The organism is Rhodococcus sp. KRD175 (genome assembly GCF_017168275.1).
Taxonomy (GTDB): domain Bacteria; phylum Actinomycetota; class Actinomycetes; order Mycobacteriales; family Mycobacteriaceae; genus Rhodococcoides; species Rhodococcoides fascians.
On record NZ_JABFAQ010000011.1, the window covers coordinates 18,252 to 42,087 of the forward strand.

General features: G+C 64.6%; 20 protein-coding genes. 15 read left to right on the plus strand and 5 right to left on the minus strand.

Translation table 11 applies throughout. The annotated features are described in order from the left end of the window. Positions 1–53: 53 nt before the first annotated feature. The 4 genes from J1M81_RS16595 to J1M81_RS16610 all read left to right on the plus strand — a co-directional run bounded on the left by J1M81_RS16595 (position 54) and on the right by J1M81_RS16610 (position 4,505). Positions 54–1,058 (plus strand): LacI family DNA-binding transcriptional regulator, encoded by a 1,005-nt coding sequence (locus J1M81_RS16595; protein ID WP_204858701.1) that lies wholly within the window; start codon positions 54–56, stop codon positions 1,056–1,058. Between the two features lie 10 nt (positions 1,059–1,068). After that, a complete protein-coding gene (locus J1M81_RS16600) occupies positions 1,069–2,424 on the plus strand; it encodes an L-fuculokinase (RefSeq protein ID WP_206498390.1) in 1,356 nt (451 codons plus the stop codon). Positions 2,425–2,495: 71 nt separating this feature from the next. Continuing rightward, positions 2,496–3,380 (plus strand): hypothetical protein, encoded by an 885-nt coding sequence (locus J1M81_RS16605; RefSeq protein ID WP_206498391.1) that lies wholly within the window; start codon positions 2,496–2,498, stop codon positions 3,378–3,380. A gap of 69 nt (positions 3,381–3,449) precedes the next feature. Then, positions 3,450–4,505 carry an alpha/beta hydrolase gene (locus J1M81_RS16610; RefSeq protein ID WP_206498392.1) on the plus strand — a complete coding sequence of 352 codons (1,056 nt, stop codon included), beginning with the start codon at positions 3,450–3,452 and terminating at the stop codon, positions 4,503–4,505. A gap of 7 nt (positions 4,506–4,512) precedes the next feature. Here the strand turns inward: J1M81_RS16610 and J1M81_RS16615 are convergent, their stop codons facing one another. Next, positions 4,513–4,911: a PPOX class F420-dependent oxidoreductase gene (locus tag J1M81_RS16615; protein ID WP_032406903.1), complete on the minus strand. Its 399-nt coding sequence runs from the start codon at positions 4,909–4,911 to the stop codon at positions 4,513–4,515. Between the two features lie 106 nt (positions 4,912–5,017). Here J1M81_RS16615 and J1M81_RS16620 point away from each other — a divergent pair, with 106 nt between their 5' ends. Continuing rightward, the gene (locus tag J1M81_RS16620; protein WP_032364456.1) at positions 5,018–6,643 is read left to right on the plus strand and encodes a long-chain fatty acid--CoA ligase; all 1,626 of its coding nucleotides are present in this window, start codon (positions 5,018–5,020) and stop codon (positions 6,641–6,643) included. Positions 6,644–6,676: 33 nt separating this feature from the next. On the opposite strand, the gene J1M81_RS16625 is transcribed toward J1M81_RS16620, so the two are convergent. Continuing rightward, positions 6,677–7,291 (minus strand): TetR/AcrR family transcriptional regulator, encoded by a 615-nt coding sequence (locus J1M81_RS16625; RefSeq protein WP_206498393.1) that lies wholly within the window; start codon positions 7,289–7,291, stop codon positions 6,677–6,679. A gap of 120 nt (positions 7,292–7,411) precedes the next feature. Here J1M81_RS16625 and J1M81_RS16630 point away from each other — a divergent pair, with 120 nt between their 5' ends. Both J1M81_RS16630 and J1M81_RS16635 read left to right on the plus strand, forming a co-directional pair. Further along, complete coding sequence (locus J1M81_RS16630; RefSeq protein ID WP_206498394.1) at positions 7,412–8,311, plus strand: NADP-dependent oxidoreductase; 900 nt, start codon at positions 7,412–7,414, stop codon at positions 8,309–8,311. A 266-nt stretch (positions 8,312–8,577) separates the two neighbouring features. Beyond that, entirely contained in the window at positions 8,578–9,213 is a 636-nt protein-coding gene (locus tag J1M81_RS16635; protein WP_308051288.1) for an LLM class flavin-dependent oxidoreductase, read from the plus strand. Between the two features lie 22 nt (positions 9,214–9,235). Here the strand turns inward: J1M81_RS16635 and J1M81_RS16640 are convergent, their stop codons facing one another. From J1M81_RS16640 to upp, 3 genes are all read right to left on the minus strand, one after another. Continuing rightward, positions 9,236–9,523, minus strand: a complete 288-nt coding sequence (locus tag J1M81_RS16640; RefSeq protein ID WP_032375222.1) for a hypothetical protein — start codon at positions 9,521–9,523, stop codon at positions 9,236–9,238. 1,026 nt (positions 9,524–10,549) lie between these two features. Beyond that, positions 10,550–10,927, minus strand: coding sequence for a PH domain-containing protein (locus J1M81_RS16645; protein WP_206498395.1), 378 nt, complete (start codon positions 10,925–10,927; stop codon positions 10,550–10,552). 395 nt (positions 10,928–11,322) lie between these two features. Beyond that, positions 11,323–11,946 carry a uracil phosphoribosyltransferase gene (gene upp, locus J1M81_RS16650; RefSeq protein WP_032393066.1) on the minus strand — a complete coding sequence of 208 codons (624 nt, stop codon included), beginning with the start codon at positions 11,944–11,946 and terminating at the stop codon, positions 11,323–11,325. Positions 11,947–12,149: 203 nt separating this feature from the next. Here upp and J1M81_RS16655 point away from each other — a divergent pair, with 203 nt between their 5' ends. The 8 genes from J1M81_RS16655 to J1M81_RS16690 all read left to right on the plus strand — a co-directional run bounded on the left by J1M81_RS16655 (position 12,150) and on the right by J1M81_RS16690 (position 23,741). After that, the gene (locus tag J1M81_RS16655; protein ID WP_206498396.1) at positions 12,150–13,322 is read left to right on the plus strand and encodes a CaiB/BaiF CoA-transferase family protein; all 1,173 of its coding nucleotides are present in this window, start codon (positions 12,150–12,152) and stop codon (positions 13,320–13,322) included. Beyond that, a complete protein-coding gene (locus tag J1M81_RS16660; protein ID WP_206498397.1) occupies positions 13,319–14,899 on the plus strand; it encodes a carboxyl transferase domain-containing protein in 1,581 nt (526 codons plus the stop codon). Before J1M81_RS16655 ends, J1M81_RS16660 begins: the two co-directional genes overlap by 4 nt. A gap of 76 nt (positions 14,900–14,975) precedes the next feature. Then, the gene (locus J1M81_RS16665; RefSeq protein WP_032375321.1) at positions 14,976–16,082 is read left to right on the plus strand and encodes a ring-opening amidohydrolase; all 1,107 of its coding nucleotides are present in this window, start codon (positions 14,976–14,978) and stop codon (positions 16,080–16,082) included. A gap of 106 nt (positions 16,083–16,188) precedes the next feature. Next, entirely contained in the window at positions 16,189–17,637 is a 1,449-nt protein-coding gene (locus J1M81_RS16670) for an amidase (RefSeq protein ID WP_206498398.1), read from the plus strand. Positions 17,638–17,679: 42 nt separating this feature from the next. Beyond that, positions 17,680–19,398: a PucR family transcriptional regulator gene (locus tag J1M81_RS16675; RefSeq protein WP_206498399.1), complete on the plus strand. Its 1,719-nt coding sequence runs from the start codon at positions 17,680–17,682 to the stop codon at positions 19,396–19,398. 21 nt (positions 19,399–19,419) lie between these two features. Further along, the gene (locus J1M81_RS16680; RefSeq protein ID WP_206498400.1) at positions 19,420–20,796 is read left to right on the plus strand and encodes an amidase; all 1,377 of its coding nucleotides are present in this window, start codon (positions 19,420–19,422) and stop codon (positions 20,794–20,796) included. A 141-nt stretch (positions 20,797–20,937) separates the two neighbouring features. After that, complete coding sequence (locus J1M81_RS16685) at positions 20,938–22,080, plus strand: XdhC family protein (RefSeq protein WP_206498401.1); 1,143 nt, start codon at positions 20,938–20,940, stop codon at positions 22,078–22,080. Then, on the plus strand, positions 22,074–23,741 hold the full coding sequence (locus J1M81_RS16690) for a helix-turn-helix domain-containing protein (RefSeq protein WP_206498402.1): 1,668 nt from the start codon (positions 22,074–22,076) through the stop codon (positions 23,739–23,741). Before J1M81_RS16685 ends, J1M81_RS16690 begins: the two co-directional genes overlap by 7 nt. Positions 23,742–23,836: the final 95 nt, after the last annotated feature.

The window sequence follows — 23,836 nt, forward strand, 5'->3', positions numbered from 1 at the left end:
GTTGTCTCGCATACGTGCTACAGCGAACACACTTCCTCCGATCGAGAGTTCACGTGACCGAGCGCGCCAGCATCAAAGACGTCGCCGCATTGGCGGGCGTCAGCTTCAAGACCGTCTCACGCGTCGTCAACGGCGTGGATACGGTCCTGCCGGAGCTGCGCGAGCGGGTCGAGGCTGCGGTGCAGACACTGAACTACGTTCCGAACTCCGCCGCCAGGTCGCTGAAATCGGGGTCGGGCAACACCATCGGGATCGTCGTCGACTCCATCGACGATGTCTTTTTCGCATCACTGGTCAGTGCCGTCGAAGATCGCGCACTCGAACACGGGCTCGCCGTCATCGTCGGCAGCACCGGCTTCGATGCCCAACGCGAACGGGATCAGCTGGCTCTCCTGGCCGGACAACACGTGCGGGGCATCATCCTCGCGCCGGTCGGCGACCACAGTGACTTCCTCGTACCTCGGCGTCGCACACTGCCCACGGTCACCATCGACCGCTCGATCACCGGTTTCGATTCCGTCATCGTGGACGATTACGGTGCCGCCAAGCGAGCCGTCGAGAAGTTGGTGGCAAGCGGGCACACGCGAATTGCCTTGCTCGGCTTCGACGATCGCCTGCAGACCGCGCAGTTGCGCAGGCAGGCGTACCTCGACGTTCTCGCCGATCTCGGCCAAGAGCCGGAGGCCGCGCTCGCCCCTCCGGTATCCCACGCCGCAGATTCGGTGCGGCCTGTAGTGAAGACGCTGCTGGCGCAGCGCAATCCACCGACTGCGTTCTTCGTCGCCAACGCACGACACGCGACCGCCGTGGTGTCGGTTCTGCACGAGATCGGTCGCACCGACGTAGCCATGGTGTCGTTCGGCAATTTCTCGCTCGCCGATGCCGTCAGCCCGTCGGTGACCTGCATCGACCAAGACCCGTATCGCATCGGCACCCTAGCATTCGACCGCCTGGTGCAGCGGTTCGACGATCCCTATCTCGAACCCGAGCAGCAGATAGCGCCGACCACTCTCGTGGAACGACTTTCACACGCACTCCCCCTACCCGTAGAGAAATGAGAACTACTCCGTGAACCCCAGACTTGTTGCGGGACTGGACCTCGGGAGCACCGGCGTCAAAGTACTCGTCACCGACGATGCAGGCACCGAGCTGCTCATCGAGCAGAGTCCCACACCGTGGCGGCACGGACCGGGCGGAACCACCGACCTGGCCGCCGAGGATCTGTTGTCCACCATCGGGCACCTACTCGATGCGGTCGCTCGCCGACTGCCCGAGGCAACCGGTGACCCAGCCGCCCGGATCGACGCCATCGCGGTGTCCGGGATGGGTGAGACGGGCTTTCTTCTCGATGAAGACAACGTTGTCCGGGCACCGGCCTTCGCGTGGTTCGATCCGCGTGGTCAGCAGCAGGTCGACAACCTGCCGGCCGAATTGCGCGATCAGTTCGCCGGCAAGACCGGACTTCCCGTCGGCGTTCAGGTCTCCGTCGTCAAGATTGCTCATTTACGTGACAACGGACTGAGCCTCGACGGGCTGCGATGGTTCAACCTGCCGGAGTTCGTCGTCCTGTCCCTCGGCGGTCGTGCCGTGGCCGATTACTCACTGAGTTCGCGCACAGGGCTACTCGATCAGGACAGCGGCGAACCCTGGTCGGAGATGCTGGCGCACTTGGGTGTCGGAACCGACTTCATACCGCCGCTGGTCGACGCCGGAACCGATCTCGGAACTGCCGACACACCAACACTTCCCGAGTCCATCGCCGGAGCTCGTCTGACTGTGGCCGGTCACGATCATCTCGTGTCCGCGGTGTCCGGCGGAGCGATCCCGCCCGACCGATACCACGTGTCGATGGGCACTGCCGAGGTGCTGCTGCGGGTGCTCGACACTCCGTTGACCACCGACGCACGGAGCAGGCTGGCCGAACACCTCATCAACTCGGTGCGCCACGTGGTTCCGGGCCAACATGTGCTCGTCGCGGGAGTGAAGACCGGCTTGCTGATGCGACGGGCGTTGCAGCTGTGCGACATCAGCGATCGCGCCGGTCGCGACCTACTGGACCAGCGAGTGTGCGCCCTGCCTGCAGGCGGACCGTTCACCGACGGCGGTATCGACATCGCCGGTGCCCGCAACGACGACGGCGTGCTGTCCATCACGGTCCGTACAGACGGGATCGATTCGGCCGAGCTGTTCCGCTCGATTCTGTTGCACGGCAACAACGAAGTGGCTCGCCTCATCGACGCACTCGACGCCGAGGTGCCGCCCGCCAGGACGACATTGCTCACCGGCGGCTGGGCCGGCATGGCCAGCGTACGAGATGCCCGGGCTCAGGTGCTGCCCGATGTCTCGGTCTCGACCAGATCCCAGGACACTGCCTACGGCGCAGCACTGTTCGCGGCCCGACTACTGACGCTCATAGAAATCTGAGCCCACATTTCTGCAGTGAGACAACGTTGTCTCTGCTGCTCTCGACCCCAACACCCCACCAGGAGAAGAAGATGAACGAACTCACCACCCTCGAACGTCGCGGAATGGCTGCTATCTCCACCGAAGGCGGCAACATGCTCATCGTCGCTGGCGATCAGCGCAACGGCATGAAGGCCGTCATGAAGGACGCCGTCGACGGGCCGGGCTCGATCACCGTCGAGCAGCTCGCCGAGGCCAAGGCCGATCTTGTTCGCTACCTCGGCAACCACGCGCCGGCGATCCTGCTGGACCCGGAGGTGGCACTGCCGAAGATCGTCGACGACGGTGTGCTCTCGCGGGGCACCGCGTTGGTGGTCGGCATGGATGCGTCGGGCTTCGAGGAGACCGACGGTCTGCGCTACACCCGTTTCGTCGACGGCGTGACCCCGCGCGTCGTGCGTGATCTCGGCGGCGACGTCGCCAAGATGCTGTTCTACATGCGCCCCGAGCAGCAGGGCGTCGACTCCCGTGTTGCCGAGGAGATCCGCGACCTCGTCAAGGCTTGCTCGGCCGAGGGTCTGCTGCTCATCGTCGAGATCTTGACGTACCAGCTCGAGGGCGAGTCGGACGAGGACTACAAGGCCGGCTTCGGCAAAATCATCGCTGATTCCACGCGCATTTCGGTCGAGTGCGGCGCCAAGGTACTCAAGCTCCCCTACCCCGGTTCCGCCGAGGCCTGCGCTGCCGTTACCGAAGCGGCACAGGGTGTTCCGTGGGCCGTGCTGTCGGCGGGCGTCGATCACGAGACGTTCATCGAGCAGGTCCGCATCGCCGTCGCCAACGGTGCACGTGGAGCGATGGCAGGCCGGTCACTGTGGAAGGACAGCATGGCTGTCTCTGCCGACACCCGCGAGGATCTGCTCACCAACCGCGCACTCCCCCGGCTGCGTGAGCTGAACGCGGCCGTCGACGCCTGATCCGCGTTCTTCGATCGAGCCCGTGGGCGAACACGGGCTCGGTCGACGCCGTCTGGGTAGCGTGAACCCATGACGGAAGACTCGAACCACATCGATATCGTTGCCGCGCCCGGAGTGTTCGCCGATCTGCAGACCGCACAGGAGCTGGTCGCACGGGCCCTGTCCGCCCGCGGTCTGTCGGGCGGAATTGTCGACGCTGCAACCGGTTCCGATGAGGTTGTCGTCGTTCCCGGCGATGGAGCGCAGGTCGATACGTCGTTGTACAGCAGCGTTGTTCGCGTCGACTTCGGTCAGTGCGCGCCGGATCGTTCCGAGGGGATTCGTGCAAACATCCGGGGCCGCGGTCTCGACGGCCTCAGGTTCGCGATCGACAGTGTCTACTTTCACCGCTTCCACCCCGGCACGATCGTGACGTACGGAGATCACCCCGAGCAACGCGTCGAACTGCGGGTGCCCGAAGGCGATGGCCCGTTCCCCGTCGCCGTACTGATTCACGGCGGATACTGGCGTTCGAGGTGGGAATTCGACCTGATGGATGCGATGGCGGTCGATCTGACCGCACGCGGCTACGCCACCTGGAATGTCGAATACCGCCGACCCGACGAACACGGGTGGGATGCGACTACCGAAGATGTCGCGGCTGCTCTCGCCGCGCTGGAGACGGCACCCGCCTCCATGGATCTGTCTCGAATCGTCCTGGTGGGCCATTCCGCGGGAGGCCAACTGGCCCTGCGGCTTGCGGCCGATTCTGTCGGCGAACGGGTGGCCCCTGCCCTGGCGGTGAGTCTGGCCGGGGTGCTCGACCTGAAAGTCGGCGACGAGCGGTGGCTCGGGGAAGGTGCGGTATCGAACGCAATCGGGGCCCGCTATGGCGAGGCCCAGCGCATCTACGAGGAGTCGTCACCGATGTCTCGACTGCCCCTCGACGTTCCACAGTTGGTGGTGTCCGCAGTGGCCGACGATCCCAATCTTCTCGAGATCAGCCGCGCGTACTACGCCGCCGCATCCGCGACTTCCGATTCCGTTGCTTCGGTCGAAGGACCGGGCGGGCACTTCGCCGTCGTCGACCCCACGTCGGAGATCTGGGTCGATATCGTTGCGGCGGTGGATGCTGCCCTGATGTGAACCGACCTCAGTCAGTGGTGATCGACAGAATCACCCGCGGCTTGCGGCGTCGAGCAATGATCAGTTCGACAAGCATGACGATGCGGTATTCGAAGCCGTACTTCTTCTTCAGTACCGATGTCGGTCTCGAGGCGGCGTCTCCGGTGACGATGGTTGCCGAGCCGGTCACCGCCACGGCGTCATCGGGCACCGCTCCGCGCCGACTGCACGGGCGGAGCTCCACGCGATCGGAGTTCCTGATGCGCTTGACCTTGCCGCTCTCCGCGGGAGTGATGACGACCAGGTTGTCGCCGTCTCGGGCGATCCACACCGGCGTCGATACCGGCGCACCGGATCGACGGAAGGTGGTGAGCGAAACGAATGCCTCGTCGCCGAGGGCACGAGCGTCATCCGAAGTAGTGGCCATGAGTACCAAGTTACGCACCCTCCTCGCGTCGAGTCCGTAGTGTGCATGTTGTGACGCGGAGCACAACGACGTGCAGCCGCGCCGGGACATCGAAAGCGAGATCGTCGTGAAGAGCACCATGCAGGACACCCCACTGTCCATCGGCCAGCTGGTTCGATTCGGGACGTCCATCCACTCCTCGGCCGAGATCACCACGTGGACCGACACCGGCCCCACCACGGTGACATTCGGGGAGTTGGGCAGGCGGGCAGCACAATTGGCTCACGGCCTGAGGTCGATAGGGATCGACGATGATCAGCGAGTCGCGACATTCATGTGGAACAACGCCCCGCATATGGAGGCCTACATGGCGATTCCGGCGATGGGCGCAGTGCTGCACACCCTGAACATCCGACTTTTCCCCGAGCAGCTCACTTATATCGTCAATCATGCCGAGGATCAGGTGATCATCGCCGACGCGAGTCTGCTCCCCCTGCTGACGCCGTTGCTGCCGACGTTCGAGACCGTGCGACACCTCGTGGTCGTTGGGGTCGATCCGGCGCAGGTCACTGCACCCGACGGTATCGAGGTGCTCGGCTACGAGGACCTGCTGGCGGGCAACCCGGAGGAGTTCGATTGGCCCGAACTCGACGAACGATCAGCTGCCGCAATGTGTTACACATCGGGCACCACCGGTGATCCCAAAGGGGTCGTGTACTCGCATCGCTCGATCTACCTGCATTCGATGCAGGCGTGCATGACCGACGCGATGGCAATTGCGCAGTCCGACAAGGTGTTGGCCATCGTGCCGATGTTCCACGCGATGTCGTGGGGGCTCCCGTATGCGGCGCTGATGGTCGGTGCGTCACTGATCATGCCCGACAGGTTTCTGCAGCCGGCTCCGTTGGCAGAGATGATGTCGACGCTTCGTCCGACGGCGGCGGCTGCTGTCCCGACGATCTGGCAGGCCCTGCTCGCTCATCTGGACGAGCATCCGGCGGATCTGTCGAGTCTGCGTGATGTGGTGGTCGGCGGTGCCGCGTGCCCGCCGAGTCTGATGAAGGCATTCCACGAGAAGTACGGCGTCCACATCTCCCAGGCGTGGGGCATGACCGAGACGTCACCGCTCGGCACGTCCGGTAGGCCCGACGCGGGACTGTCGCCGGAGGACGAGTTCGACTTGCGTTGCACACAGGGCAGATTCGTTGCCGGAGTTCGGGCACGACTCGTCGACGACGCCGGAACGGTGTTGCCGTGGGACGGGAAGACCGTCGGCGAGCTCGAGGTCCGTGGCCCGTGGATCACCGGCAGCTACTACCGCGCCGACGCGGACGACAAGTTCGACGACGGCTGGCTGCGAACCGGTGACGTGGGCACCATCTCCGAGAACGGCTACCTCCGGCTCACCGATCGATCCAAGGACATCATCAAGTCCGGCGGTGAATGGATCTCGTCGGTGGAACTCGAGAACCAGGTGATGGGACATCCGGCTGTTCGTGAGGCTGCGGTCATCGGTGTGCCCGACCCGAAGTGGGACGAGCGTCCACTGGTCGCTGTCGTCGTCCGCGAGGGTGCGTCGGTGACGGCCGAAGAACTGAAAGAGTTCCTCGACAGCCGCGTCGCGCATTGGCAGTTGCCGGAACGATGGACCTTCATCGACGAGGTCCCGAAAACGAGCGTCGGCAAATACGACAAGAAAAGGCTGCGGAGTTCCCACGCCGACGGGGCGTTGGAGGTCATCGAGTTGGTCTAACTCCAGCCGATACGCCTCTCACGATTGGTGCCGTCAGTGCGTTGTCCGCGGGCCCATTCCCAACGAGGCGAGAGTCATGTCCGCAACTCGTTCGAGTTGATCCCGAGTCGACCCGTCTCGGGCACGTTGCGACATGCCCTGGATGACGACGCCGATGAATTCCGCTGTGTCGAGAGGTGCCGACGACTGCGGCAGGATTGCGTCGGCGGCGTTCTCCGAAATGCGTTGTGCCAACAGTGAGACGTTGGCATTGCGTATGTCGCACAGTCGATCTGCGATGCTCTGGTTGGCCTCGGTGACCCCGATGGCCGAACTGATGATCAGACAGCCCCCCGGACAGGACTCGTCGGTGTAGTGCGATGCTGCCTCGTACAGCAGTCTGGAAATGAGTTCGGCAGCGTTGGGCTCCTCGGCAAACGCGCGGCCCATAAAGTCACCGCGGGTCGCGAGGTAACGGTCGATGGCAGCGAAGAACAACTCTTCCTTGCCACCGAACGCGCTGTAGAGACTTGGCGGGTTGATGCCCATTGCACTGGTGAGCACGGAGACGGAAGTGCCCTCGTACCCGTGCCGCCAGAAGGCCAACATCGCTTTGTCGAGCGCGGCGTCGACATCGAACTTCCGGCCCTGCCCGCGAACCCCGGCCATTGTTCCCCCTCCCTCTCGCGCATTGCACTGCTCGGTGTGGCCGAGCTTACTCGTATAGCGATCGATACACGAATAGCCTAGCCTCGGACAGGTCGCGCTACCTGAACGAGAGGAAGTCGAATGAAAGCTGTTGTCATCAACGGCAAGGGTGGACCCGAGGTACTCACAGTCGCGGAGATCGACGAGCCCGACGCCGGCCCGGGCGACGTCACCGTGTCGGTGGCTGCGGCAGCCGTCAATCCGGTCGACATCAAGACCCGCTCGGGATTCCTGCCTATCGAACTGACGTACCCCGCGGTCCTCGGTTGGGATGTGTCCGGCACCGTCGTCGCCGTCGGACCATCGGTCACCCGATTTGCACCAGGCGACAACGTGATCGGAATGATCGCGCAACCAGCGCACCGCTTCGGCACCTATGCCGAGCGAGTCGTCGCCGACGAATCACTGTTCGCGCACGCACCTATCGGCATCAGCCTCCAGCACGCCGCAGCAATCCCACTCGCCGCCCTCACCGCCATGCAACTCATCGACAAGATCACCCTCCCTGCGCATTCGACGGTCTTGGTGACGGGTGCGGCCGGTGCGGTGGGCGGCATAGCGTCGGCGCTTCTGTCGATCCGCGGCCACACCGTCGACGCTGTCGCGCGGAAGTCCGATACCGAAAACCTCCTCGCACACGGTATGCGCAGGGTGTTCACGAGTCCCGTCGACCTGCCTGCGGGCGCTTACGACGCCGTGGTCGATACGGCCGGCATCGTCGACGCCATCGACAGCGTGCGCGACGGCGGAGCGTACGTCTCGATCGAGGACGGAAATCAGCCCGAGCCACAGCGCAACATCACGCCGAGTAAGAGCTACGTGAACGAGGACGGGCTGGGGCTCGAGAAATTCGTCTCGCTCGTCTCCGCGGGGACGATCACTGTTCCGGTCGCTCGCCAATGGGAATTCGACCAAGCCCCACAGGCACATTCGCTGCTGGCCGCCGGTGGAACACGAGGAAAGGTGTTGTTGATCCCATGATCGGTGTTGCTCGACCCGTCCCCGGTGCGCTATGAAATACGGAATCAATCTTCCCAACTTCGGGCCGCAGATCGACCCCGACGGAATTCTCGCGTGGGCGCGCACTGCCGAATCCGCTGGTTTCGACAACGTGCTGCTTTCCGATCACGTCGTACTGACCGAAGACGCTCACGGCCGCTCGCCGTCACCCTTCTACGAATGCCTGGCGACGCTGTCGTGGCTCGCCGGGTCAGACCGAGTCCATTCGCCTCGGCAGCGGGGTACTGATCGGAAGCCATCGCCATCCGGCGCATCTGGCTCACGCGACCGCCGCAATCGACCGGCTCAGCGGTGGACGACTCATCGTAGGAGTGGGCGTCGGTTGGACGACCCAGGCATTCGATGTGCTGGGTGTTCCCTTCGACCGGCGAGGTCGAATGACCGATTCGACGCTCGAAACTCTGCGTGCAGCATGGTCTTCCGAAACGTACGGGGCCACGGGAGCAAGCGGCACACCCCGCCGAGTTCACACTGGACCGCTACCGCTGCAGACACCGCATCCGCCACTGTGGATCGGTGGCAACGGTGCAGCCGCACTCGACCGGACGAATGCGTTGGGCACCGGCTGGCATCCCCTACACCCCACCCGGCAACGATGCATCGATGGCTCCCGCGCGCTGAACGATGGTAAGGAGTTCGTCCCGCGGATCTTCTTCCTACCCTCTGACGCTTCGGTGCAATCGCCGAACCGCCCGCTCGGCTACGGGTCCATCGAACAAATTCTCGACGACGTTCAGTTCCTCGCCGAACTAGGCACCGAGACAATCGTTCTCGACACCGACCCTGGAGACCAGAAGCTTCGACGTTCTACTGCCCACGATCTCGAACTGGTTCGATACGCAGGCGACGTGTTGGGGATGTAAGTCACACGCTCGACAGTGCGAACTACCCGCTCCAACCCCAGTTGTAGGGGTTCACCACAATTCGGTACCAGGTATCGGTGTTCTCGACGTTGGTGCACGGCACCACGATGTACGACTGCGATGCCTTCTCGAGTGACTGCGCCTTATTGCAGAAGTACTGTCCACCCTCACCGGACTGCTCGGCGCGATAAACGGGGCCGTAGTGCCATTCGTCGGCACTGGCGGTTGCAACTCCCATCGTGGCTCCGGCGGCGAGCGGAAGCGCCAGAAGTCCGGTCAATACGGCAATACGTCGGCTGATGCGGTTCATTCGAGGGCCTTTCGTGGCGGCACGTCCTGCACAACGTCGCCGGCCGTGGTCCGGCCACCGACTCGATCCGTTCATTGGTGACGTCGCTCGACGGCCGAGTCGCGTTACCGCTCGCGAGAGAACGACGGTCCCGCAGCCCTATCGAACTCGGTATACGGCTTGTCGGCGTCGTCGACGACCGGGACCGTCCTGGGCACACACAGCTATTCACATTGCGGGCCAGTGATGTACCCCTGCTCGCAGCCATACTGCGTTTGTATGTCACCGCTGGTGGGTTCTTCTCCGCAGAGGACGCCGCAGCGCTCATACCCGTTGACGACACCATCGCCGTTGCGGTCTTCGGATTCGTTGTACGGATAGCCGGATTCCGGTGACGGCACCGTAGCTGAACACCTCGGATCGTTCACCGCATAGGACCCATCGGTAAAGACCGCGGTACCGCCGTAATCGCAGTATCTGAACTCGGGAGGTGCAGGGGCGACGTAAGTGTCGCATTCGGCTTCGTACCCCGTCGTTCCGTCTGAATACAAGGCTGTGCCGGACTGGTACAGGCCCAAGTCTCCACATTGAAAGGTGACCGGTTGGGGCTGAGGAACGGGTGCCTGCGTGGGTGGTGGCGGCGGCTCGACGGTGAGGGTTGGCGGTGCGGATGCCGGACTGGACCCACTCGACACGGGGGAATTGTCGCTCGGAGGCTCGGTTGCGCCGTCGTTCGAGCAGCTCAGGCATGCTAGAGCGATTGCGATGACTGCAATGGACAATCTTCTCGACATAGCCACTCCGAACGAATCAGATAGCGTGGGCCCGTCCCCGACCACAGGCAATGTCGATCCAGTATGGCAATTGACTGGACGCTGAAGCGCTTGATTCGACACCCGAAATCTGGAGATACGCCTTTGATCCCGGACACAGGGGTGGCGACACGGGATGAATGCGGTGCCGCACCTCGGCTGTCCGAGCGCAGTCCGGATGCAACCGCCAAAGATCCTGGCTGCGAGTGCCTGCTCGGATTTACAGCGAGCTAGCTCAGGACACTACGAAGTGCGAGAGGATCGCTTGAACCTCGTAGATGTCGACCTGCTTGGTGAACTGCTTCTGGATAGGAACCGCGTTGCCCGAAATCCAGATTTTCAATTCGGCGTCCAGATCGAAAGTACCGGCAGTTTCGACAGCGAAGTGTGTGATCGAGCGGTAGGGCACGCTGTGGTATTCGACTTTCTTGCCGGTCAGACCTTGTTTGTCGATCATCAGTAGACGACGGTTGGTGAACAGGAAGGCGTCTCGGACCAACTGATACGCCGCGTGGATTTGCTCGCCACCGCCGAGTAGCCGGCTGTACTCCTGATGCGCTGCGACAGGATCGACCTTTCCTGCGTTGCCGATCAGACCGTCCATGAAGCCCATATGCTCACGCCTCTTCCGCCCAGTCCGCCGCGTGCGGACACCTGAAATCTAGTCGCTGACGAATCCACTCTCGTTACCGCACACTCACTTGACCAAGATCTGGATTGGTGCGATCACTCCGAAGTACAGACGCTCTCCGTGCCGATCTGTGCAGCTCGACAGCGTGGTCGCGGTCGCGGATGCTCGGGGGTGCGATATCGCACTGCTCACGCGCGCCGGATCGTTTGTGCCACTGCTGGATCCGACATGATTCAAGCATTCGAGCTACGAGAGGTCGATGCAGCCGATGCCTACCAGGGAAGACCCCTTCTTCGCGATCAACTCACCCGCTCGGGAAACGACATGGTGTTTCGATACGACAGCACTTACCTCGACGACTCCTCTGCGTCGGATCGTCACCGAGGCCCGAATTGACGGTCTCCCGCATCCCCCAGTCCGGGCACGATGATGCCCTGATCGTTGAGCTCATCGTCGACGGCGGCACAGACCACGCGGACGGGATGTCCTGACTTCTCCAGCGCAGCAAGGCCTTCAGGTGTCACGACGACGCACACGACGACCACGTCGGTTGCCCCGCGAGCGACGAGCAAGTCGATCGTCGCGGTCATGGACCCGCCTGTGGCCAACATCGGGTCGAGAACGAACACCGGCGTGCCGGCGAGATCTGCGGGGAGAGACTCGAGGTACGGCACCGGCTGCAGTGTCTCCTCGTCTCGCGCCATCCCGATGAATCCCACACCGGATCGCGGAATGAGCGCACTCGCCTGCTCCACCATGCCCAGCCCTGCCCGCAGAACCGGCACGAGCAGAGGTGGGTTCGCCAACCGAACACCCGTGGTGCGGGCAACCGGGGTGTCGACCTCGAAGGTGTCCACCGGGGCATCACGCAAAGCCTCGTACACCAACGTGTGTGTCAGCTGCCGCAGCGCCGAACGGAAGGTCGCGTTGTCACTGTGGACGTCGCGCATCGTCGTCAAAAGCGCTGCGGTCAAGGGATGGTCGACTACGTGGGTATCCATGGTCGCAGATTATGGGCCCCTCGTCAGCCATCCGTCCACACGGCTCGCACTCGCTCGAACTGTCCGAAAGCGACCCCTCAGCGTCGGCAACTTTTGCCCACGACGGGGCCGCGACCGGCACGTTGACTCGGACGCATGACGCTTCGCAACGATCGATTCGAGTTCGACACCGACATCGCTTCCCTGTCTCGGAACGCAATCCGATGACGGTCGGACCGCTCTCCGACTGCCTGGTCGTCGACCTGTCGCGGGCACTCGCCGGACCCCATGCCGCGATGATGCTCGGGGACCTCGGCGCGCGAGTGATCAAGGTCGAATCGCCCAGCGGCGGTGACGACACCCGAAGTTGGGGCCCACCCTTCGTTGCCGACGACGAGGGCGATCGGCACTCGACGTACTTCCTCTCGTGCAATCGCAACAAGGAATCCATCGCACTCGACCTCAAAGCTGTCGACGGTCGAGAAACGCTCACCGCATTGATCCGCCGCGCCGACGTGCTCGTCGAGAACTTCCGCCCCGGCGTTCTCGCTCGCCTCGGCTACAGCATGGAGGCATTGCACGAGCTGAATCCCCGTCTGGTGATCCTGTCCATCACCGGTTTCGGCCACGACGGCCCGGAAGGCACGCGTCCCGGGTACGACCAGATCGCCCAGGGTGAAGCAGGATTGATGTCCCTGACCGGGCCGTCGAAGGACGAACCCACTCGGGTCGGCGTCCCCATCGGTGATCTGCTCGCCGGAATGAACGGCGCGTACGGCGTCGTGGCCGCACTGCACGAGCGCAACACCACCGGCCGCGGCCGCGTCGTGCGTACCAGCCTGCTGGCCTCCATCGTCGGGGTGCACGCATTTCAAGGCACTCGCTACACCGTGGCCGGCGAAGTTCCCCGCCCCACCGGCGGACATCACCCGTCGATCTGCCCGTACGGTCTGTTCCACTCGTCCGAGGGGCTGGTTCAGATTGCCGTGGGCAGTGAAGGACTGTGGCAACGCTTTGCTCCCGCATTCGGATTGGACCGTCCGGAGTGGGCCACCAACCCCCAACGGGTCGACGACAGAGAGGCCGTCATCGCCGCTGTCGATGCCGTTTTCGCGGACTGGCCGACCGACAAGCTTCTCGGACTACTCGGCGAGCTGGGCATACCGGCCGGACGTGTCCGTGATCTGGCCGAGGTCTACACCTGGGAACAGACCCGGTCGCAGGGACTGATGATCGACGTCGACCATTCGGCCCTGGGCACCATCACGTTGCCCGGCCCACCGCTGCGCATGGACGAGGATTGCGAGGGTGCCGCGATGCGCACGACGCACGCAGCCCCGCCGACCCTCGACCAGCACGGCGACTTGATCCGCGCCTGGCTCGAGACGACGCCATGACCCGCACCGGCGCGCCGGCCCGGCTCGGCGCGCTCGAACTCGTCGAGATGGTCTTCGACGCCGGCAGTTTCGTCCGGTGGGACACCGACCCCCTTCCCCCGATCGGAGTGCACGGACCGGCGGAGCAGGGCTATCTCGACGAGCTCGCCGCGGCCCGCGAAACGAGCGGCTGCGACGAGTCGGTGTTGACCGGCGAAGCCACCCTCGCGGGGCGCCGAGTGGCACTCGTCCTGTGCGAGTTCGGGTTTCTCGCCGGCTCCATCGGAACGGCGGCTGCCGAACGACTGGTACAGGCCGTCGAAAAGGCCACGGCAGAACAGCTCCCGCTGCTGGCGTCGCCGACCTCCGGCGGAACACGGATGCAGGAGGGCACGGTCGCCTTCTTGCAGATGGTCAAGATCTCGGCGGCTATCGCTGCGCACAAGTCGGCGGGTCTCGCCTACGCGGTCTACCTTCGCCATCCCACGACCGGTGGAGCACTTGCCTCGTGGGGCTCTCTCGGCCACGTCACTGCGGCCGAACCTGGTGCGCTGCTGGGCTTTCTCGGTCCACGCGTGTACCAGGCGCTGTACGGCGAAAAGTTTCCCGAGGGAGTGCAGACAGCCGAAAACCTCGCCGCCCGTGGCCTGGTCGACGCGGTGGTCCCTCCCGAGCAACTCCGTGAGGTTGCGATTTCGGCGCTCGCCGTCCTGTGTGCGCCACACGAGCCACCTCCGCCGGTTCCGAACATCCCGTTGGAACACCTCGACGATGTGCCTGCATGGGAATCCATCCGTCGTTCTCGACGGCCGGAACGGCCGGGAGTACGCCACCTCGTGCGATCGGCAGCGAACACGGTGACGACGTTGCAGGGCACCGGAGCTGGTGAGATCGAGCCCGGATTGTTTCTGGCCCTTGCCAAGTTCGGGGCATCGGCGTGTGTACTTCTCGGCCAGGACCGCACTTTCGCCGATCAACCGTTGGGTCCCGCCGGCCTCCGGGAAGCACGACGCGGAATGCGGCTGGCGGAAGAGCTGCAACTCCCCCTCGTCACAGTGATCGACACTGCCGGTGCCGCCTTGAGCAAGGAGGCCGAAGAGGGTGGCCTCGCGGGCGAGATCGCCCGCTGCTTGGTCGAACTCACGACACTGAAGGCACCGACGATCTGCCTGCTGCTGGGCCAGGGTGCCGGCGGTGGCGCGCTCGCACTGCTCCCCGCCGATCGGGTGCTGTGTGCTCAGCACGGTTGGCTGTCGCCACTGCCGCCGGAGGGCGCATCGGCGATCAAGTTCCACACCACCGACCGCGCAGCCGAGATGGCAGAGGAGCAGGGCGTGCGCAGCCTGGACCTGCTCCGTAACGGCGTCATCGACCGGATCGTGGCCGAACGGCCGGATGCCTCCGACGAACCTGCGGCGTTCCTGTCTCGGCTCGGTACCGTGCTCGAACACGAGTTGGCCGTACTCCTTGCCGCCGACCCGGCCGTGCTGGTGACTTCCCGGCTGCAGCGCTACCGCTACCTGGGGATGTCCGATAACCAAAAAAGTGCGTTGATTGGGCAAAGCTTGCCAGTGCACCCCCGGTCCAACGGTCGATAACGTTCGTGGGGCGAGCCCCCGCCGCGAACGCCGGCCGACTCTGCAGTACTCACAGATCCCGATGAAGGAGATTTCAGTGCCCGACGCAATCGAGGTCCGCAAGGTCCCGCTCCACAACGTGTCCGATGCCAGCGAGCTGGCGAAGCTCATCGACGACGGGGTGCTCGACGCCGACCGGGTCATTGCAGTCATCGGTAAGACCGAAGGCAACGGAGGAGTCAACGACTACACCCGCATCATCGCCGACCGAGCCTTCCGCGAAGTGTTGTCTGCGAAAGGAACTCGCAGCGCACACGACGTCGGCGAGGTTCCGATCGTCTGGTCCGGTGGCACCGACGGAGTCATCAGCCCCCACGCCACCATTTTCGCCACCGTCCCGTCGGACAAGGCAGTGCAGACCGAGGAGCCGCGCCTGACGGTCGGCGTCGCGATGAGCGAGCAGTTGATGCCCGAGGATATCGGCCGCACCGCGATGATCACCAAAGTGGCTGCGGCAGTGAAGGATGCGATGGCCAACGCAGGCATCACCGATCCCGCAGACGTGCACTACGTGCAGACCAAGACCCCGCTGCTGACGATCCACACCATCCGTGACGCCAAGAGCCGCGGCAAGACCGTCTGGACCGAGCAGACCCACGAGTCGATGGATCTGTCCAACGGCGGCACCGCTCTCGGTATCGCTGTCGCACTCGGTGAGATCGATATGCCGACCGACGAGGACGTCATGCACAGTCGTGAGCTGTACTCCTCGGTGGCGTCGTGCTCCTCGGGCGTCGAGTTGGACCGTGCACAGATCGTCGTCGTGGGTAACACTCGCGGAATCGGCGGCCGGTACCGCATCGGACACAGCGTGATGAACGACGCGCTCGATCAGGACGGCATCTGGAACGCGATCAAGGATGCCGGTCTCGAACTTCCCGAGCGGCCGCACACGAAGGATCTGGGCGGCAAGCTCGTCAACGTCTTCCTCAAATGCGAAGCAAGCCAGGACGGTACGGTCCGTGGACGGCGCAACGCCATGCTCGACGATTCCGACGTCCATTGGCACCGCCAGATCAAGGCGTGCGTCGGCGGCGTCACCGCAGCAGTGACCGGCGACCCAGCGGTCTTCGTATCGGTCTCGGCAGCGCACCAGGGCCCCGAAGGTGGCGGCCCCGTCGCCGCGATCGTCGACCTCGGATAACGCCGGTTTCGATATCGAACAGCGCCGCGCGAACCCGACAGTCTGGGGTTCGCGCGGCGCTCCGGCCCTCCCTGCTTCTGCGTCTCTCTCGAACGAAGGAACCACCATGGCAACCACCGTCGGATCCGCCGCCGAACTTCTCATGTCCGACGCGGTCGAGCTCAGCGGCAAGATCAAGCGCCGCGAGGTCTCGTGCGTCGAGACCATGACGGCGTACCTCGACCACATCGAGGCACACAATCCGACGGTCAATGCCATTGTCGCCCTGCGTGATCGCGACGACCTGCTGGCCGAGGCACGCGAGCGAGATCGGCAGCTCTCGGACGGGCAGTATCTCGGCTGGATGCACGGATTTCCCCATGCGGTCAAGGATCTGTCGGCAGCCCGAGGGCTACCGTTCACATCGGGGTCACCGATCTTCGCCGATCGCATCGCCGACGCGGACGATCTGTTCGTCGCCCGCGTGAAAGCGGCCGGTGCCATCGTGATCGGCAAGACCAACACACCGGAATTCGGGTTCGGATCTCAGACGTACAACCCGGTGTACGGAACCACCGTCTCGCCCTACGACACCTCGCGCACTGCAGGCGGAAGCAGCGGAGGTGCGGCGGCAGCATTGGCCCTGCGCATGCTGCCCGTCGCCGACGGCACCGACTACATGGGATCACTGCGCAACCCCGCAGCCTTCAACAATGTGGTCGGTTTTCGCCCGTCGTGGGGACGCATTCCCGAGCCGGGCTTCATCGCTCAGGGCGCGGTCGCCGGACCGATGGGCCGATCGGTCACCGATGTCGCACATCTGCTGTCGACGATGGCGGGCCCGGATGCCAACGCGCCCCTCGGAATCGACGAGGATCCGGAGATCTTCACCCGCACTCTCGAACGCAGCTTCCGCGGTGCCCGCATCGCGTGGGTCGGAGACTGGAACGGTCACCTGGCTACCGAACCCGGTGTCCTCGATCTGTGTGAGTCGTCGTTCACCGTCTTCGAGGACCTCGGCTGCGCAGTGGAGAGCACCGTGCCGTCGTACGACCCGGCGAAGATCTGGGACTCGTTCCTGACGTGGCGGTGGTGGGCGCAGCTCGGGATGGCCGATCTGTACGAGAACCCGCGCACGAGGGAGCTGATGAAGCCCGAAATGCTGTGGGAGATGGAGCATGCCGTCGCATTGACCGCACTCGACGTCACCAAGGCAGCGCAGGCTCGCAACGACTGGCAGAGCGCACTGACGACATTGTTCGAGACCTACGACTTCGTTCTCGCGCCCACCGCTCAGGTGTTCCCGTTCGACAAGGACCAACACTGGCCGCAGTCCATCGCGGGTCGACCCATGGACACCTATCACCGGTGGATGGAAACGGTGGTGCCCTGGACGATGACCGGCGTTCCTGCCGCCGCCGTCCCGGTCGGGTTCGACGATCGCGGTCTGCCGATGGGGGTCCAGATCATCGGCAGGCACGGTGCCGACCGGGCGGTTCTGCAGCTCGCCTACGCCTACGAGCAGGCCTCGCGGTGGGTCGAACGCGTACTCCCGCCGGCACTGCACGTCGGCTGATCCCCCGCCGTCGCGACATGCGCAACACAGTATTGTTGAACAATGGATGACATGGTCGGTGCGCTTCGGCCACGAGTACGAGACTTCCCGGCGTCGGCGAGTTACGCGCTCACCGTCGCAGAATTGCTTGCACTCCCCAGCCTCTCCGGGTCCACTCTTGTTGCGGGCGAGCAGGGACTCGAGAATGTGGTTCGACGCGTCAACGTCATCGAAGTACCCGACATCCTGCCGTGGGTGAAACCGAACGAACTGCTGCTGACAACGGGTTTCCCACTGCGGCATGCAGATTCGGGCCGCCCGTTCGGTGCCGGTGCCCTGGTGGAGCTGGTCGAGGGACTCGCCGAACGCGGCGCGGCAGCGCTAGGAGTCAAAGAAGGACGCTACTTCGGAGACGTGCCCGCTGCGATGATCGAGGCAGCGGATCGACTCGGCCTGCCGCTCTTCCTCATTCGCCGGGATGTCGGCTTCGACGAGGTCATCTCCGAGGTGTTCACACACCTCGTCGACCGGCAGGCGTGGGCGTTGGATATCGCCGATCGCATGCATCGAGCACTGACCTCGATCGTGCTCGAAGGCGGCGATCTACCTCAGATCGCCGATGAGGTCGCCACGCTCTTCGAGGCCTCGGTGCTCATCTGCACTCCGGACGGTCGAGTCCAGGCCACAGCAGGAGCAGACGCAGATCTTGCGGCCCTGGAAGAGATGCCCCTGTTCGACCCGTCCGGTCGTCTGCTCACCGAACGACTCAACGAAGGCCTGCAACCGGTACCGGGCGACAGCGGGCACCGCATTGCCGTCGCACCGATCATCGCGGGCGGCACCGACCACGGACTGATCGTGGCCGTGGCGGCCGCCGAGCGACTCGGTCCCGTCACGATGCAGTCCCTCGAACGCGCGGCCACCGTCGTGGCGTTGGCGGTCATCAAGAAGCTCGCGGTCTCTGCAGTCGAGTCCAAGTTTCGCGGCGACTTCCTGCGGGACGTCCTCAACGGCGCAACCGAATCCCCCGAACAGATCATCGAGTACTGCGCCCAGCTCGACTGGGACGTGGACCGGAGCATGGTCGTCATCGTTGCCCAATTGGACGAAATCGCCGAGGTTGCCGTGAGCAACTCGGTGAAGCCGGCCGTGTCCGGCCGCCTGCCACAGGAGCGGCTGACCGCGGCGTGGCAGCAGGTGGTGCGCAGGCGCGATCGACGGGCTCCCGTCGTCGGGTTCAGCAACGAGGTCGTCACGCTGATGCCGGCCGAACCCGGCACCGAACGGGACGTCGTCGAGGATCTGATCGCCTCCGTCGCCGGAGACAAGGGCGGCGGACGAAACTCGTTCGGCGCGGGCGTGAGCCGCGTCATCGACTCCGTTGCCGACATTCCGCGCGCCTACGATCAAGCCCGCAAAGCAGTCGTCGTAGGACGCCGTATGCGCGGAAACGGATCGGTAGCGCATTTCGACGGCCTCGGCGTGCATCGACTGCTGTCATTGGTCACCGACGGAGCCGAGCTGCAGGCCTTCGCTACCGAGGTGTTGGGCTCACTCGCCGGCGACGACGCCGATGCCGTCGACCTGCGCCAGACGTTGCAGGCGCTGCTGGACACCAACTGCAACGTGGCAGAGACCGCCCGCGTCTTGCATTTCCACTACAACACGCTCCGCTACCGCATCGGCAAGCTGGAGTCCATCGTCGGCCCGTTCACCACCGATCCGATTCTGCGCCTGGATGTAGCGCTGGCGCTGCGGGTCGCGGAGATGAAGGGGCTGTGACACCACCCGAGGAGACACTCAGTGCCTGAGGGCAATTCGATCGGAACCGACGCCGTCGCACTCGCGGCAGCAGTGCAGGCCGGCACCGTGTCCGCACGCGAGGTGATCGAGCAGCACCTCGAACACATCGGCCGAATCAATCCCGAGCTGAATGCGATCGTCACCGTCGCTGCCGAATCGGCACTGCTGGCAGCCGACGGAATCGATGCCCGCATCGCCCGCGGCGAGCGGGTCGGCGACCTCGCCGGAGTGCCTTTCACGGTCAAGGACCTGATCGCCACCGCCGGAGTTCGCACCACGGCGGGTTCACATGCGCTCGCGGACAACGTCCCTCGCGTCGACGCTCCCGCCGTTGCCCGAATGCGCGCCGAGGGCGCAATCCTGATCGGTAAGACCAACACACCCGAGTTCGGTGCCAGCGGACTGACGCACAACGACCTGTTCGGCTACACCGTCAACCCGCTCTCCCCCGCCGGCACGAAGCTGTCACCGGGCGGGAGCAGCGGCGGTGAGTCGGCGGCCATCGCGTCGGGCATGAGCGTGGTGGGACTGGGCACCGATTTCGGTGGCTCGGTGCGGTGGCCCGCGCACTGCACCGGTCTGTGCTCGATCAGGCCGACACCGGGCCGAATCGACTCCGAGGGGCAGTATCCCGGTGTCATGAGCGACAACCGAGTGCTGACGAATCCGGCGACCATGCACGGCACCGTGCAGACCATCGGACCCATGGCCCGCACTCTCGACGACGTGATCCTGTTGCTGCGCGTGCTGTCGCAGCCGCAGTACAGGTGGCTCGACCCGGCGGACGTCGACACTCGCAAGCTCGATATCCGTTGGGCGACAGGTGAAGGCACGATTCCGGTCGATGCGGAGATCCGCGCTGCCGTCGAGGCCGCAGCTCTGCGCACAGAGCCGTTCGTCGGATCGGTGACGCCGTACGAGGGCACCGCATTACACGGCGCTCATGACCTGTTCACTCGGATGCGGGCCTGCGAAACCCAAACGGACATCGAGCAATACGGCCCCGCCGAGTTCAGCGCCAACATCCGGGCCATCCTTGCTGCCGTCCGAACCACCACAGCCGCAGACGTCGAGGCACTGTGGGCTCGACGCGCCGAGATGCAGCACCAGCTGGTGTCCACGATGGGCGATGTCCTGATACTTCCCGTTGCATCGATCCTCGCCCCTCCTCTCGGTGAGACGAGCTTCGAGGTCGACGGTGCAGCTCTGTCGTGGTCGCAGGCGTTGGCGAGCAGCCGAGCGATCAGCATCCTCGGGGTGCCCTCGGTGGTGATTCCCGTTGCCACCTCCAGTAGCGGTCTGCCGATCGGAGTGCAGATCATCGCCAAGCCGTGGCACGAGCATCACGCTCTCGCCGTCGCCGCTGCTCTGACGTAGTCCGCTCGGTCCGTCCATCCGTACCGCGACGGCAGGTTCTTACAACGACCCGCTGTCGATTTGGTCGAAATGTGTTTCATGGTCGGCGCGCGCCAGCAACTAGCGTGATGGGCATCACTCATCCGATCGAAAGGCGGCGGCATGCGCGACATTCTCGACGACGTGGCCCCGTGGCTGCGCGAACGTGAGCCGTTCGCCCTGGCCACGGTGGTACGTACGTGGCAGTCGTCGCCGCGCCCCCCGGGTGCGGCAATGGCGGTCGCCGCGTCCGGTCAGGTCGTCGGCAGCGTTTCCGGCGGCTGCATCGAAGGTGCCCTGTACGAGCTGGCGAACGACGTCCTCGCCGACGGTATGGCCAGGAGCGAGACCTACCGGGTAGCGGACGACGACGCGATCGGCGTGGGTCTCACGTGCGGCGGCACCATCGAGGTGTTCGTTCGTCTCATCGACAGCGACGCGTGCGCGGCACTCGAAGACGTCGCTCGTCTGGTCTCGAGCGGCGAGCCGGTGGCCGTGCTCACCGACCTCACCACCGGGGCCCCGACGCGGCTGGCGGTTCTGGGAACGGAGGCAACCGTCGATTCCGACGGTCTCACCGACATCGAGTCCGACGGTTCGAGCGTGGGTCTCGCCGTTCTCGACCGACTGCACCGCGGCGAGTCCGGCTTGGACATTCGCATCGCCGACGACGGCGCGCGGTCCGTCATGGTCGAGTTGTTCGGACCACCGCCTCGGATGTATGTGTTCGGTGCCATCGATTTCGCCGCTGCGATGTGTCGCCTTGGCACGTTCGCCGGCTTCACCGTCACCGTCGTCGACGCCCGCCCGGTGTTCGCCACCCGGGCCCGATTCCCCGACGCTCACGACGTCGTGGTGACGTGGCCGCACACGTTCCTCGCTACTGCGCCGGTGGACGAGCGCACCGTCATCACCGTTCTCACCCACGACGAGAAGTTCGACATCCCTTTGCTCGAGGTTGCGCTGCGCAGTGGTGCCGCATACGTGGGCGCGCTGGGCAGTCGATCTACCCACCGCCGCCGGGTGGAACTGCTCGGCGAGCGCGGGGTGACCGAGAGCGAGCTGGCTCGGTTGCACTCCCCCATCGGGCTCGATCTGGGGGCCTCCACTCCACCGGAAACGGCGATCTCCATCGTGGCCGAGATCCTCAAGGTCTCACGGCAGACGACCGGGCTCGAATTGCGAAGTCTCAGTGGGCCGATCCACCGCGATGCCGCTGCCGAGATCGACGCGACATCACCCGTTCGATCGGCCGTCAGGTGCTGACACTGCACGACGAGCGACGCTCGCCCACCACGGAGGTACCGCATACCGTCGAGACCGTGCTGGGCTCGAACCTGCTGGCGCACGCCACGGTGCTCGCCGGTCGCGCCGGCCTCGGCCGGCCGGTACGCAGAATCAATCATGTCGACGACCCCGCCGGCATTCGGTTCTGGATTCGGCCGGGTGACCTGTTGTCCACGACGAGCGAGGCCCTCACGCACCTGACGGAGCCGACGGCCGCGCTGCTGTCCCGAGCCCATTCCCTCGGCGTTGCCGGGATTCTGGTGCGGGTGGACGACGACATCGCCGTTCCGGACAGCGTCGGCGTGAGTGCCGAGACACTGGGCCTGCCGCTGGTTCAGGTCTGCGGCGAACTCGACCCCGGGCACGATCTCACCGCGGGCCTACGCGACAACGCAAAGACGCAGGCACGAGCGATGTTTCGGTCCGAACGTCTGCGCCGGGCATTGACCGACATCACGCTCGCCGGCGGCGGGGTGGCACAACTGGCATTCGCAACCTCGGTCGAATGCGATGTGGCAGTGTCGATCACCACGGTGGACGGACGCGAACTTGCCTCGGCAGGCAGTGACGACGAACTGTCCGCCCTCCGCACCAGCACCGCCCTCGATCCCACCGGAAGACTGCGCACCGACTCCGTCGACGGCGGCCTCGGTCTTCGTTCGCAACAGGGCAATTCGATCGCGGTATGCGCCATTACTGCCAACGGAGTCGACCACGGACGCATCGTCCTGTTCTCCTCACGTCGGCCTTTGACGGAATCGGACCTGCACACTGCCGACGCGGCCGCAGGCGTGTTGGCGATGGTCGTCACTCGCGATCTCGCGCTGTCGGCAGTCGAGGAGAAACACCGATCGAATTTTCTGCGCGATCTTCTCCTGGGCCGAGGCGGCGAGCACGCACACGCGGTGGCGCATGCTCGACGCTTCGGCTGGGATCTCGGCAGGCCGGTGGTGATCGTTGCGATCGAACCGATCCCACACCTCGACGACGAACCGACGCCCGGCCGCAGGCCACTCGTCGATCGGCAGATGTCGGCTTTCGCAGGGGCTCTGGCACAACGAGATCCGCAGGCCGCCATCGCCGCCCTCGGCACCGAGACCGTCATCATCATGGGCGAACGTCCGACGACGGTCGCGGACGTGCACGAGATCGTCGAACGAGTGCACGGAGACGGCGGCGGTGGTCGGCAACCGTTCACGGTCGGGATTTCGCGTCCGTGCACCACGGTGGCCGACATCCCCAGCAGGTACGGCCAGGCGCGTACCGCGTTGAAGGTCGGCCGGCAGGTATCCGGGGACTGGGCCGTCACCACGTTCGACGAACTCGGCGTGTTCCGACTACTGAGCCTGGTGGACAACGTCGACGAGCTCGAATCGTTCACTCGGGAAACCCTGCACGACCTCGCCGGACACGACGACGAGGCACGCGACATGCGCAGAACGCTGGAGACGTTGCTGGCCACCAACATCAACATCGCCGAAACCGCTCGGGCACTGCACTTTCACTACAACACCTTGCGATACCGAATAACGAAACTCGAAAAGATACTGGGCCCCTTCACCGATCGCGCCGATCTACGCCTGGATCTTTCCCTTGCGCTGAAAATCATGGCCATGCGCGGAACCGACCACCACATGTGACGGACCCACCATCGAGCGCTTGGCAGATTGCGCTCGTAGCGATTTGGAAATGCGTCAGTAACGTTGCAGGACAATGCTTTACCCATCCCGCGAAC